Annotated in this window: 11 protein-coding genes and 1 riboswitch; of the genes, 10 read left to right on the top strand and 1 reads right to left on the bottom strand. The window is 37.4% G+C overall.

What is annotated here, in order from left to right; all coding sequences use genetic code 11:
• The first annotated feature begins 148 nt into the window (after nt 1-148).
• The 9 genes from ACP7AQ_RS00230 (at nt 149) to metF (ending at nt 11,706) form a co-directional block, all read left to right on the top strand.
• Complete coding sequence (locus ACP7AQ_RS00230; RefSeq protein WP_426093883.1) at nt 149-1,393, top strand: sulfate adenylyltransferase subunit 1; 1,245 nt, start codon at nt 149-151, stop codon at nt 1,391-1,393.
• Between the two features lie 29 nt (nt 1,394-1,422).
• Nucleotides 1,423-3,513 carry a nitrite reductase gene (locus ACP7AQ_RS00225; RefSeq protein WP_426093881.1) on the top strand — a complete coding sequence of 697 codons (2,091 nt, stop codon included), beginning with the start codon at nt 1,423-1,425 and terminating at the stop codon, nt 3,511-3,513.
• On the top strand, nt 3,506-4,279 hold the full coding sequence (gene cobA / locus ACP7AQ_RS00220; RefSeq protein WP_426093879.1) for a uroporphyrinogen-III C-methyltransferase: 774 nt from the start codon (nt 3,506-3,508) through the stop codon (nt 4,277-4,279). Before ACP7AQ_RS00225 ends, cobA begins: the two co-directional genes overlap by 8 nt.
• Nucleotides 4,280-4,281: 2 nt before the next feature.
• Entirely contained in the window at nt 4,282-4,872 is a 591-nt protein-coding gene (locus ACP7AQ_RS00215) for a precorrin-2 dehydrogenase/sirohydrochlorin ferrochelatase family protein (RefSeq protein ID WP_426093877.1), read from the top strand.
• 165 nt (nt 4,873-5,037) lie between these two features.
• The gene (locus ACP7AQ_RS00210) at nt 5,038-6,090 is read left to right on the top strand and encodes an NAD(P)/FAD-dependent oxidoreductase (protein ID WP_426064444.1); all 1,053 of its coding nucleotides are present in this window, start codon (nt 5,038-5,040) and stop codon (nt 6,088-6,090) included.
• 92 nt (nt 6,091-6,182) lie between these two features.
• Nucleotides 6,183-6,302, top strand: a riboswitch (SAM riboswitch).
• A 294-nt stretch (nt 6,303-6,596) separates the two neighbouring features.
• On the top strand, nt 6,597-7,646 hold the full coding sequence (locus tag ACP7AQ_RS00205; protein ID WP_426093875.1) for a homocysteine S-methyltransferase family protein: 1,050 nt from the start codon (nt 6,597-6,599) through the stop codon (nt 7,644-7,646).
• A gap of 100 nt (nt 7,647-7,746) precedes the next feature.
• On the top strand, nt 7,747-7,986 hold the full coding sequence (locus ACP7AQ_RS00200) for a hypothetical protein (protein ID WP_426093873.1): 240 nt from the start codon (nt 7,747-7,749) through the stop codon (nt 7,984-7,986).
• 3 nt (nt 7,987-7,989) lie between these two features.
• Nucleotides 7,990-10,668, top strand: coding sequence for a methionine synthase (gene metH / locus ACP7AQ_RS00195; protein WP_426093871.1), 2,679 nt, complete (start codon nt 7,990-7,992; stop codon nt 10,666-10,668).
• Nucleotides 10,669-10,749: 81 nt separating this feature from the next.
• Nucleotides 10,750-11,706, top strand: a complete 957-nt coding sequence (metF, locus tag ACP7AQ_RS00190; protein ID WP_426093869.1) for a methylenetetrahydrofolate reductase [NAD(P)H] — start codon at nt 10,750-10,752, stop codon at nt 11,704-11,706.
• Nucleotides 11,707-11,967: 261 nt separating this feature from the next.
• On the opposite strand, the gene gldA is transcribed toward metF, so the two are convergent.
• Nucleotides 11,968-12,867, bottom strand: coding sequence for a gliding motility-associated ABC transporter ATP-binding subunit GldA (gene gldA / locus ACP7AQ_RS00185; protein WP_426093867.1), 900 nt, complete (start codon nt 12,865-12,867; stop codon nt 11,968-11,970).
• A 145-nt stretch (nt 12,868-13,012) separates the two neighbouring features.
• On the opposite strand from gldA, the gene ACP7AQ_RS00180 reads away from it, so the two are divergent.
• Nucleotides 13,013-14,266, top strand: a complete 1,254-nt coding sequence (locus ACP7AQ_RS00180) for a dicarboxylate/amino acid:cation symporter (protein ID WP_426093865.1) — start codon at nt 13,013-13,015, stop codon at nt 14,264-14,266.
• Nucleotides 14,267-14,354: the final 88 nt, after the last annotated feature.

Below are 14,354 nucleotides of genomic sequence, written 5' to 3'. Positions count from 1 at the left end.
GAGCCATAGCCGGATAAAAAGTGTCCATTGGTTGAGGGTTTTATAAAGTAGTAAAATAGATAAAAAATTGATTTTTTAATTAAATAAATGCCAGACTCGTCTCCCTTTCCTTCGGGGAGGGTCGGGGAGGGGAATACATAACGGTAATATGGAAGTTTTAAAAATAGCAACAGCAGGAAGTGTAGATGACGGAAAGAGTACCTTAATCGGAAGATTATTATACGATACAAAATCGTTGACTACAGATAAAATTGAAGCAATAGAAAAAAGCAGTAAGCAAAAGGGATACGATTACTTGGATTTTTCATTGGCGACCGATGGTTTGGTTGCTGAGAGAGAACAAGGAATCACGATTGATGTTGCGCATATTTATTTTTCGACTGCTAAAAAAAGTTACATTATTGCCGATACTCCGGGTCACGTAGAATATACACGAAACATGGTTACCGGAGCTTCTACTTCGCAAGTTTCAATCATTTTGATTGATGCTCGTAAGGGAGTTATTGAGCAAACATACCGTCACTTTTTTATCAATAATTTACTGCGAGTAAAAGAGGTGATTGTTGCGGTAAACAAAATGGATTTAGTGGATTATTCGGAAGAAGTTTACAATAAAATAAAAGCTGATTTTCAGGCATTGAACAGTAAAAGTTCTTTTAAAGAGCAAAACGTAAGTTACATTCCGTTGAGTGCTATTAACGGAGGAAACGTTGCGGATAAATCAGAGAACATGCCATGGTATACTGGACAAACGGTTTTGGAACATTTAGAAGCGTTAGAACCAGAAGATGTTTTTGAAACAGGAAAAGCACGTTTCCCGATTCAAACCGTTATCAGACCAAAAACGGAAGAGTATCATGACTTTAGAGGGTATGCCGGAAAACTATATGGTAACACTATTAAAGTTGGCGATGCGGTAACGGTTCTCCCTTCTTTGACAGAATCTAAAGTGACTAACATTCACTTTTTTGATCAGCAATTTGATGCAGCTACAGCAGGCGCTTCTGTTACTTTGGAACTGGAAAACGATATCAATGTAACTAGAGGCGATATGATTGTCAAGTCAAATGAGCTTCCAAGAATCGAAAAAGATATTAATGCTACAGTTTGTTGGATGGACAGTAAAAAGTTAGTGCCGGGAACAAAATATTTTATACAACACAACACGAATCGAGTTTTAGCAAAAATTGAAAGTATAAAAAATGTGATTGCAACGGATTATTCGGGTTCAAGTCCGGCAACTCAGTTAGCAATTAATGAAATAGGAGAAGTGAATATTAAGTTGAGTAAGGCTATATATTTTGATGCTTACAACGACAACAAGTCAAACGGTGCTTTTATTTTGATAGATGCCGCAACCAATACAACTGCAGGAGTTGGTTTTATAAACTAAACTTAGCTGTTGCTAAAAATATAACAAATATGCAAAGTTTTAGAACTGAAATAGAAGATCCGATTGTCCAAAGAGAGATTATCGATTTAGAGAAAAAAATTCATTCTTTCAGAAGTGGACAAATTGACGATGAGCGTTTTCGCAGTCTTCGTTTGGCACGTGGTATTTACGGTCAACGTCAAGAAGGCGTGCAAATGATTCGTATTAAATTGCCATTCGGAAAAGTGACTAGTGAGCAATTGAAGCGTATTACTGAAGTATCGGATAAATATTCGACAGGACGTTTGCATATTACCACCAGGCAGGATATTCAGATTCACTATGTGAGTTTAGACAGAACACCTGAGCTTTGGTCTGAGCTGGCCAAAAATGATATCACTCTGAGAGAAGCTTGCGGAAACACCGTGCGTAATATTACGGCAAGTGAATTAGCGGGCGTAGATGTAGATGAGCCTTTTGATGTATCCCCGTATGCACACGCTCTATTCCAATATTTATTGCGTAACCCAATTTGTCAGGAAATGGGACGTAAATTCAAAATATCATTCTCCTCTTCTGATAAAGACACTGCTTTGAGTTACGTGCACGATTTAGGTTTTATTCCAAAAATTGTAAATGGCGAAAAAGGGTTCAAAATAATGTTTGCGGGAGGTTTAGGTTCTCAACCAAGTCATGCTGAATTGCTTTCGGAATTTGTACCTGTTAATCAAATTATTCCAACTGCCGAAGGGATAATTAGGGTTTTTGACCGATTTGGAGAAAGAACAAAACGTTTGAAAGCACGTATGAAATTCTTAATTAAAGACCTGGGTCGTGAGGAGTTTTTACGTTTGGTTGACGAAGAGAAAAAAGCCTTGCCTTTTCATTCTTATGAAATTGACACTACCGCTTTTGAAGGTCCAATTACAGAACCTTTATTGGCAGTGCCAGCAGTCACAATTGATGATGTTGAAGCTTTTGAAGCTTGGACAAAATCAAATGTGATTGTACAAAAACAAACAGGATATGTAGCTATTGGTATCAAAGTGCTTTTAGGAGATTTTTATACAGACAAAGCAAAATTGCTAGCAGATTTGATTAAGAATTACGGAGCGAATGAATTGCGCTTTTCATTGCGACAAAACATTGTTTTGCGTAATATCAAAGAAGAAAATCTAGCGTTCTTTTACCAAGAATTAGCCAAATTGGATTTTGTTACTTTAGGCTATGAAACTATCGGAGACATCACGGCTTGTCCCGGTACCGATACTTGTAATTTAGGTATCGCTAGCAGTACTGGTATAGCAGATGAATTAGAAAGAGTATTAAAAACGGAATATCCACAATACAGCAACAATCAGCAAATCGCCATAAAAATTAGCGGTTGTATGAATGCTTGCGGACAGCATAATATGTCCGAAATAGGTTTCCAAGGAATGTCCATTAATGCAGGAAAGTTGGTAGCTCCGGCTCTTCAGGTTTTATTAGGTGGAGGGAATTTAGGAAACGGAAACGGAAGATTTTCGGATAAAGTAATCAAAATTCCAAGCAGAAGAGGACCTGATGCGTTGCGTTATATTTTAAATGATTTTGAGGCAAACGGAAACGGACAATCGTTCTTGAATTATTATGTTGCCAAAGGGGAGAAATATTTCTATGAATTTTTGAAGCCATTGGCTGATATAACAAACCTTACGGAGGCTGATTTTGTAGATTGGGGGAATGCTGATAATTACGTAAAAGCAGTCGGAGTAGGAGAATGCGCTGGCGTTGTCATTGATTTGGTGGCTACTTTAATATTGGAAGCCAAAGATAAAATGACTTTCGCGCAAGAAGCTTTCGAAGATAAAAAATGGGCAGATGCGATTTACTTGGCGTACGCAGGTTTTGTAAACGGTGCCAAAGCAATATTATTGGCTGAAAACGAAAAAACAAATCACCACGCTGGGATTATCGATTTATTTGATACTGTTTTTATCGAAAGCAAAAAAATAGAATTGGATTCAAGCTTTAAAGATTTGGTTTATCAAATCAAATCGAATGAGCCTTCGGCAGAATTTGCACAAAAATACATCCAACAAGGCGTTGCGTTTTTTGATACAATAGAGAAATATAGAGCAAAAGATTTAGCCGATGCTTAAAAATATAAAACCAACAGTTACGCTAGTGGGTGCGGGTCCAGGTGATCCGGATCTGTTGACGATCAAAGGTGCAAAGGCACTAGCTGAGGCCAATGTCGTTTTGTATGATGCCTTGGCAAACGAAGAAATTTTAAGTTATGCACCTAAAAAAGCAATTAAAATATTTGTAGGCAAACGCAAAGGTTGTCATGAATATACACAAGACCAAATCAACCAATTGATTGTAGATAACGCGCTTACCTACGGACATGTGGTTCGGTTAAAAGGTGGCGATCCATTTATTTTTGGTCGTGGCGGTGAGGAAATAGACTTTGTAGAAAGTTTTGGGATACCTACATTTGTAGTGCCTGGAATTTCATCGTCGATTGCCGTTCCCGCTTATCAAGGTATTTCTTTGACAAAAAGAGGTGTTTCCGAAAGTTTTTGGGTAATTACAGGTACAACTTCTGACAGGAAATTGTCAAATGATGTGGCTTTAGCAGCGCAATCATCGGCAACAGTTGTGATATTGATGGGAATGAGTAAGTTGTCTCAGATTATTGAACTATTCCAGAATGAATCCAAAGGAGAGACTCCCGTTGCAATTATTCAAAACGGAACTACGATTCAGGAGAAAATTGGTGTGGGAACAATTAATACAATTCAGCGAGTTGTGGCGGAGAATAAATTAAGTAACCCTGCGATTATTGTCATTGGAGAAGTAGTTAAAGAAAGCAATAAATTGAAAGGATTTTATGAAGAATTTATAGCAAAAGAAATACAATAACATTGGAAAGAAACGAATTATATCCTGTTTTTTTAAAATTACACAACCTCAATGTACTTATTGTGGGGGGAGGAAACGTGGGTTTAGAAAAATTATCATTTCTTTTAAAATCAAGTCCAAACGCCAATGTTGAGGTGGTTGCGCCAAAGTTTCTGCCAGAGCTGGAAAGCTTGGCCGCAAAACATCCTTCGGTAAAATTGACCTACAGAAAATTCAATCGGTGGATGCTTCGCAAACGCCACATGGTCATTGCTTGTACAGATGATTTAAACGTCAATAAAAGGATTTATGATTTGTCCCGAAAAAGATATTTGATTTGTAATATTGCGGATACACCGCCATTATGTGATTATTATTTGGGCGGAATTGTAACCAAAGGAAATGTAAAAATAGCCATCTCAACTAACGGAAAATCACCGACAACAGCCAAAAGATTACGAGAGTTTTTTGAAGAAATAATTCCGGACGATATTAATAAAATGGTTGAAAACCTAAATGAATATCGCAAAACACTCAAGGGGAATTTTGAAGAAAAAGTTCAAAAAATGAATGAAATCACTGAGGCGTTAAAAAATAAAGAGCCAAGAGAATAGAATAAACAATAAAGAATTCGACTGATATTTATCATTTATTTTTGAGAGAATCATTCGTTCATTTGTAAAAATAATAATAAGTAAGAATAAGTATAACAAAAGAAACTCTACCAAGTCTCTCCCTCCTTTGGAGGAGGCTGGGGGGAGGAATAAAAGAATATAAAAATGATTAAAACAGACATACTGATAATAGGAGCCGGACCAACAGGTTTATTTGCCGTTTTTGAAGCAGGATTATTGAAATTGAAATGCCATATTTTAGATGCTTTGCCACAAGCGGGCGGTCAATTATCTGAATTGTATCCTAAAAAACCTATTTATGATATTCCGGGTTTTCCAGAAGTATTGGCGGGAGATCTGGTGGATAATTTAATGGAACAAATCAAGCAATTTGAACCAGGATTCACTCTTGGAGAACGTGCAGAAACGATTGAAAAACAAGAGGACGGAAGTTTCATTGTAACATCAAATAAGGGTAAAAAATTCCATGCTCCAGTTGTTGCGATTGCTGGTGGATTAGGAAGTTTTGAACCCAGAAAACCATTGATAGAAGACATCGAATTTTACGAAGATAAGGGAATCAAATATTTCATTAAAAATCCGGAAAAATTTAGAGACAAAAGAGTGGTGATTGCTGGTGGAGGAGATTCTGCTTTAGACTGGAGTATTTTCTTGTCGAATATTGCTTCCGAAGTGACTTTAATTCACCGTAGAAATGAATTCAGAGGAGCCTTGGATTCGGTCGAAAAAGTGCAGGAGTTAAAAGATTTAGGGAAAATAAGAATGATCACGCCGGCAGAAGTTGTTGGTTTGAATGGAGCCGAACATTTGGAGTCAATCGATATTGAGGAAAATGGAGCGCATCGTACTATAGAAACGGATTATTTTATTCCGCTTTTTGGATTAACTCCAAAGTTAGGTCCTATTGGAGACTGGGGATTAGACATTGAAAAAAATGCCATCAAAGTAAATAATGCTTTGGATTATCAAACGAATATTCCGGGAATTTTTGCCATTGGTGACGTAAACACTTATCCAGGAAAACTGAAATTGATTCTTTGTGGATTCCACGAAGCAACTATGATGTGTCAGGCAGCCTACCAAATCATCAATCCGGGGAAAAAATATGTATTGAAATATACTACAGTTTCTGGTGTTGACGGATTTGACGGAACTCGTAAAGAAGCTCCAAAAGCCGTGGTTAAAGCCATAGTTTAACAACTTAGTACAAACTAGTTAAAAAATAAAGCGCTAATACTTGCAAGTATTAGCGCTTTGTCTTTACTTTGCACTGTTCCTATATTTATTGAAAGTTATCACGAAAGGCGGAGGGAAAGACCCGATGAAACCTTAGCAACCCTTTATCTTTAAAGAAGGTGCTACATTCTACTTTATACAGAACCAGTTTCAGTATCAAAGATAGATAACACACGAATACTCACCCAGTATTTCTCAAACCTTTTCTTGACAACATATATTTTTAGCCTGCTGAATTATTTTAAGTATCAGGAGCGAACAATTGGCGTTTTTTTGCCAGTACCGTTCCCGCTTTACGCTATATCTTTTTTTATTTTACCTTATTAGGGTTTTAAACCCTAATAAGGTAAAATAAAAAAAGGATACCACTGCAATCGGGGCTATAGATTTAAAATAGTGAACTTTTGTATTTATTAATCAAAAGAACGAATCTCGATAGGTCTCGAGATTTGCAAGAAATAAAAGTTATGTCAAAGATTTTAAAAGATAGTTTAGGAGTTCCCCCTTCGGGGGCTAAGGGGCTTATCCATGATGCCATCAAAAAAAACATACTCATACTCGATGGAGCTATGGGAACCATGTTGCAACGTTACAATTTCTCTGAAGAGGATTTCCGTGGAGAACGTTTTAAAGATTTTCCACATTCCTTAAAAGGAAACAACGATTTATTGTCAATAACTCAGCCACAAGCGATTCGTGCAGTTCACGCCGCCTATTTTGAAGCGGGAGCAGATATTGTTGAAACTAATACTTTTTCTGGAACCACCATTGGAATGGCAGATTACCATCTCGAAGATATTGTTTATGAACTTAACTACGAATCGGCACGAATTGCCCGAGAAGTAGCCGATGAATTTACGGCCAAAAATCCAGATAAACCTCGTTTTGTAGCCGGTTCAATTGGACCAACAAACAGAACGGCGAGTATGTCGCCAGATGTAAATGATCCGGGTTACAGAGCGGTAACTTTTGATGATTTACGTATTGCTTACAAACAACAAGTGGAAGCGTTGATTGAAGGAGGAAGTGATTTATTATTGGTGGAAACCATTTTCGATACGTTAAATGCCAAAGCGGCACTTTTCGCTATTGAAGAAGTCAAAGACGAACGCAATATTGATATTCCAATCATGGTTTCCGGAACCATTACCGATGCATCAGGAAGAACACTTTCAGGTCAAACCGTAGAAGCTTTCTTAGTTTCGGTTTCGCACATTCCGTTGTTGAGCGTAGGTTTTAATTGTGCTTTAGGAGCTGATTTGCTGAAACCGTATTTACAAACCTTATCACAAAATACTTCTTTCAACGTGTCGGCTCATCCTAATGCAGGATTACCCAACGCTTTTGGAGAGTATGATGAAACGCCGGAACAGATGCAAGCCTTTATCAAAGAATATTTAGACGATAATTTAGTCAATATCATAGGCGGTTGTTGCGGAACAACGCCGGAACATATCAAATTGATTGCTGATATTGCAAAAGAGTACAAACCTAGAGTTTCGACTGCGACCATGTAATTAAATTTCCTGCAAGGTTTTTTTCAAACCTTGTAGGTATGTTTAAAAATAGATGTTTGCGAGATGTTACAGTAGTTCAACCTCAGTTATCGCGAGCGGAATGACAAAAAAGAGAATGACGTTGCAGGATTTACTGGATGAGATTACTTCGTTCCTCGCAATGATATTAAAACTACAAAACTGCGTGAGGGATAGTAGTGGAGCTCCTTTTTTTAGGCTTTTTAGCCGAAGGAAAAGAGCGGGAACGAATAGCCCGACCCTTTTGGGTCACGCCCAAATTATAAAAAGAATAAGTTACTCCGATACGGTTTATAAAACCTTTCAGGATCAAATAAAATAAAAAATGGCACACGCAGAAAAGAGAAGAAACCTTGTATTATCAGGATTAGAGCCTTTAATCATTACGCCAGAAAGCGTTTTTGTAAATATTGGCGAGCGAACGAATGTTACTGGTTCTAGAAAATTCCTTCGGTTAATCAAGGAAGAAAAATACGAGGAAGCACTTAGTATTGCTAAAGAGCAAGTGGAGGGCGGTGCGCAAATCATCGATATTAATATGGATGAAGGAATGCTTGATGGCGAATATGCCATGACAAAATTCCTGAATTTGATCGCTGCTGAACCTGATATTTCGAGAGTTCCAATTATGATTGATAGCTCGAAATGGGATATTATCGAAGCGGGTTTAAAAGTGGTGCAAGGAAAAAGTGTTGTAAACTCGATTTCTTTAAAAGAAGGCGAAGAGCAATTTATTCATCATGCCAAATTGATTAAGCGCTACGGTGCTGCGGCAATTATTATGGCTTTTGACGAAACGGGACAAGCTGATAATTACGATCGTAGGGTAGAAATTTGCCAGCGTTCGTATGATATTTTGGTAAATAAAGTTGGTTTTCCTCCGCAGGATATTATTTTCGATTTAAATATATTCCCGGTAGCAACAGGAATGGAAGAACACCGCGAGAACGCCTTGGATTTCTTTAGAGGAACCAAATGGGTTCGAGAAAATCTTCCGCATGCGCACATAAGTGGTGGGGTAAGTAATGTTTCGTTCTCGTTTAGAGGAAATGACACGGTTCGGGAAGCGATGCACTCGGTTTTTTTGTACCATGCTATTCAAAACGGAATGACGATGGGGATCGTAAATCCAGAGATGCTTTCTATTTACGATGAAATTCCAAAGGAACTTTTGGAACGTGTTGAAGATGTAATTTTAAACAGACGTGATGATGCCACCGAAAGGTTGTTGGACTTTGCCGAAAATGTAAAAGGGGATTTAAAGAACAATGAAAAAGCAGTTCAAGAATGGCGTTCAGGAACTATTCAGGAACGATTGACGCATTCGCTAGTAAAAGGAGTTGATGAATTTATAGAAATCGATGTTGAAGAAGCTCGATTGGCAGCAACAAAACCTATTGAAGTTATCGAAATTAACTTGATGACCGGAATGAATGTCGTTGGGGATTTATTTGGTTCAGGTAAAATGTTTTTGCCTCAAGTGGTAAAATCAGCCCGAGTAATGAAAAAAGCGGTGGCTTATTTACTGCCTTTTATTGAAGCTGAAAAAGATGGAGTCTCCAGTTTTGCCGGTCGTATATTAATGGCGACTGTCAAAGGAGATGTGCATGATATTGGGAAAAATATTGTTTCGGTTGTTTTGGCCTGTAACAATTATGAAATCATCGATTTAGGGGTTATGGTTACTCCTGAGAAAATTATTGCAGCAGCTATTGAGCACAATGTAGATATCATTGGATTAAGCGGATTAATAACTCCTTCGCTTGACGAAATGGTTTATTTGGCCAAGGAATTAGACAAAAAAAACATAAAAATTCCTATAATGATTGGGGGAGCAACCACTTCACGAGCGCACACTGCCGTGAAAATTGCACCACAATACAGAGAAACGGTTATCCATGTAAATGATGCTTCGAGAGCCGTAACGGTTGCCGGAAATTTATTGAACAAGGATAGAAAAATATATGCAAGCGACATCAGGGCTGATTATGACGCTTTTAGAGAGACCTTTTTGAATCGTTCGCGCGACAAAAACTTCTTGACTATTGAACAAGCCCGTAAAAATAAATTGCAGTTGGATTGGGAGAATTTTACTCCTGTAAAACCAAATGTAATTGGAGAACAAACTATCGAAGTTGATCTGGATGTGTTGGTTCCTTATATTGACTGGACGCCGTTTTTTAGAACATGGGAATTGTTCGGAAAATATCCGGCGATTTTAACGGATACTGTTGTTGGGGAACAAGCTACTTCCGTTTTTGCAGATGCACAAGAAATGTTGGAAGTTATTTTGAAAGAAAAGAAACTGACAGCCAAAGGAATTTATGGAATTTTCCCTGCCAATCAAGTGAACGATGATGACATTGAGTTAAGTGATGAAAACGGAAAAGTGTTAGAGAAATTTTTGACGTTGCGTCAACAATCACAAAAAACAAAAGGTGCTCCAAACATTGCCTTGTCGGATTTTATTGCCCCGAAAGATAGCGGAAAAAAGGATTATATGGGCGCATTTTGCGTCACGACTGGTTTTGGTGTTGATGAGTGGGCGGCTGAATTCGAAAGAGATTTAGATGATTACAATTCGATTATGGTCAAAGCATTGGCGGATCGTTTTGCGGAAGCTTTCGCGGAATATTTGCACGAAAAAATCCGAAAAGAAATTTGGGGCTATTCGTCTGATGAAGCTTTAAGTACTGAGGCTATGATTGCCGAAGATTATAAAGGAATTCGTCCGGCTCCAGGATATCCAGCTTGTCCCGACCATTTAGAAAAACCAACGATTTGGAAATTACTGAATGTAGAACAAGAAATAGGAGTGACTTTGACTGAAAGTATGGCAATGTGGCCGGCTTCATCGGTTTCTGGGTATTATTTTGGAAATCCGCAAAGTAAGTATTTTGGACTCGGAAAAATAAAAGAAGACCAAGTCATTGATTATGCGAAACGAAGAAGCGTTTCAACCGAAGTGGCCACGAGATGGTTAAGCCCGAATATAGCAGATTAAAAACACAGTCATAAAGTCAAAAGTCATAAAGTCCAAAGGACGTGACTCTCGACATTTGACATTCAAACTTTAAGACTTAAGATGAAAGTAACACAACATATTGAAGACGCCAAAGGAGAAACGTTATTCTCTTTCGAAATTATTCCGCCTCAAAAAGGCAAAAGCATTCAGGAATTATACGACAATATAGATCCGTTGATAGAATTTAAACCACCATTTATAGACGTTACTACTTCTCGCGAAGAATTTATTTATGTCGATAAAGGGAACGGATTATTAGAAAAAAAATTGACCAGAATGCGTCCTGGAACGCTTGGGATTTGTGCTTCCATAAAACATAAGTATAATGTAGATACAGTTCCTCATGTGCTGTGTGGAGGTTTTACCAAAGAAGAAACGGAGTATTTATTAGTCGATTGTCATTATTTGGGAATTGATAATGTGATGGCCTTGCGAGGTGACGCGATGAAGGATGAGCAGTCTTTTGTTCCTAAACAAGGAGGAAATGATTTTGCCGTTGATTTGGTCAAACAAATTGATCAATTGAATTGCGGAAAGTACTTACATGACGTGATGGATGTTGATAACAAAGCCAATTTTTGCATTGGAGTTGCGGGATATCCGGAGAAACATTTGGAATCGCCGTCATTGATTTCAGATTTAAAAAGACTGAAAGAAAAGGTTGATGCAGGTGCGGATTATGTGGTGACACAAATGTTCTTTGAAAATGCAAAATATTTCAAATTTGTTGCCAAAGCCAGAGAAATGGGGATTACCGTTCCTATTATTCCAGGAATCAAACCTATTGCAGTGCAAAGACACTTACAAGTATTGCCACAAATTTTCCGAATTGATTTGCCGGAAGATTTAATTCAGGCGGTTGATCAGTGCAAAAACAATGCTGACATCAGACAAGTGGGAATCGAATGGGCTATCCAACAATCATTAGAATTGAAAGCGGCCGGCGTTCCCGTGTTGCATTATTATTCTATGGGGAAATCAGAAAATATTCGTCAAATAGCGAGTAAGGTTTTTTAGGAGCTTTTTCCAGCTATTCGTTACAATCTTTTCTTGTCTCAAAAAACGAGACAAGAAAAGGATTTTCACTGCTATCTGGGCTAGGGATTTTATGGTTATCAATATATTTTTCCATTCCAAATTCTCGTAAATTTGTCATTCAGGTGAAAGAGGAATCTCACCGAATGGGATTCCTCCCTCGTCGGAATGACAAATCAAACGGTATAAATAGTATAAATGGCTAGTATTTTTCATCTGCAAACTGCGACTGAACACTGATTACTATATTTTCGTGATCTCTCTAAAAACAGCTTCTAAATTTTTATTTTTCTGATTGAGCTGCAGCGTTTTCAAACCATTGGCATTGGCAAAATCAAAAACAGCTGGACGCATGTCTTTGTCCGCTTGGAAAGTCAATTCCCAAATCATATCATGCGTGTTTTTATAAGAAACAAGATTTTCTATTTTAGAAATAGCTTGTTCCTCTATTTTATAATCAAATTCTACTTCAATAACTTGCTCCTTATCTTCGGAAATTAAATTATCTAGTTTTTTATCGGTAACAATTTTACCGTTATTGATGATAATAACGCGGTCACAAATGGCTTCGACCTCTTGCATAATGTGTGTAGAAAGGAAAACGGTTTTGTCTTTCCCTACATTTTTAATCACATTCCGAATTTCCATTAGTTGGTTTGGGTCTAAACCAGTTGTTGGTTCATCGAGAATCAAAACATCAGGATTGTGTAATAAAGCGTTGGCAAGACCTACGCGTTGACGGTATCCCTTGGATAATTGTCCTATTTTTTTATGACTTTCGGTACTTAAACCGGTAAGCGTAATTACTTCTTCAATTCTGGATTTTGCGACTTTGTACACATCAGCGTTAAAAGCTAAATATTCACGTACATATAAATCCAAGTACAACGGATTGTGCTCCGGTAAATAACCAATTGAAAGCTGAACGGCTTTTTGTTGGGTGTTTACATCGTTTCCATTTACTAAAGCGGAACCTTCATCGGCACTAATATACGTGGTCAATATTTTCATCAAAGTCGATTTTCCAGCTCCATTTGGACCTAAAAAACCAACAATTTCGCCTTTATTAATGGAAAATGAAATGTTATCCAGTGCTTTTTGGGAACCGTAACTTTTGGATATGTTATTAACTGCTATTGACATGGAATTTTATTTGTTGCAAAAGTAAACAGAAAAAGTATTGATTTGTTGTTTTTGTAACTCAATAAATAAAAGACCTTCGTCAAAGTTTACCATGTAAGATTTTATTCTATTTTAGATTTATATATTTACCATAAAATATATGAACATGAATTTGAAAACTACACGATCAGACAGTTTCTTGAAAAACTACAAAAGCATTTTATTGCTTCTCGGCGGAATTTTGGCAGGAAGTATATTGGGTTTAGTTTTTGGAAAAGGTGTAGAATCGATTAAACCTTTGGGCGATATATTTCTGAATTTATTGTTTACCGCAATTATCCCGTTGATATTTTTTACGATTGCATCTTCAATTGCCAATTTAGAAAAATCAGAGAAACTTGGTAAATTGTTTGCAATTGTCATTGGCGTGTTTTTAAGTACAGTATTAATTTCGGCCGTTTTGATGCTCGTTGGCGTATTGTTATTTCCTATTCAGCAAGACATTATAATTTCCAAACTTCCATTGGAAAGCATTCAGGAAAGTTCTGCGGGTTCACAAATTACCCAGTTGCTTACTGCCAGTGACTTTTTTGAACTGTTGTCTCGTAAAAATATGTTAGCACTTATTATATTTTCTTTTTTAATAGGATTTGCCAGTTTGCATTCGGGAGAGAAAGGAAAAGATTTTAGTCGGTTCTTGAATTCAGGAAACGAAGTGATGAAACAATTGCTCCATATGATTATGAAAACGGCTCCAATAGGTCTTGGTGCTTATTTTGCGTATCAAGTTGGGATTTTTGGACCGCAATTATTTGGTGCTTATGCAAAACCTTTAGGCCTGTATTATGCGGTTTGTGCTTTTTACTTTATTGTATTTTTTAGTTTGTACGCTTTTATCGCTGGAGGAAAATTAGGATTTATAGTGTTTTGGAAAAATAACATTACGCCTTCCTTAACGGCATTGGGAACTTGCAGCAGCATTGCAACAATTCCTGCCAATCTGGAAGGTGCCGAAAAAATGAATATTCCTGCACATATTAGAAATCTCGTTATTCCTCTTGGTGCGCCTTTGCATAAAGATGGTTCGAGTATGTCGTCTATTATAAAAATTGCCGTTATTTTTGCAATGTTTGGAAAAGAGTTAACGGATCCTAATACGATACTAATCGCATTAGGAATTACTGTAATTGTTTCGGTAGTCGAAGGCGGCATTCCAAATGGAGGTTACATCGGAGAAATTCTGGCGATAACCGTTTATGGATTTCCAATGGAACAGGCACTTCCTGCAGCAATGATCGTGGGAACCCTTGTAGATCCTATGGCAACGTTACTGAATGCGAATGGCGATTTGGTTTCGGCAATGGTGGTAGCGAGAATTTCTGAAGGGAAAAATTGGCTTGCTGTAAAATTAGCAGCATAATTTGAGTTTGTTTTCAAAGATGAATTTTGGAGAAATAATGTTTTGTTTCTTTAAAATCTCAAATGTGGACTAACCAAAAAGGATTTTA

Source organism: Flavobacterium sp. DSR2-3-3, from assembly GCF_049896585.1.
Lineage (GTDB): Bacteria > Bacteroidota > Bacteroidia > Flavobacteriales > Flavobacteriaceae > Flavobacterium.
The sequence above is the reverse complement of the archived record's forward strand: the minus strand, read 5'-3'. Positions and strand labels throughout refer to the sequence as shown.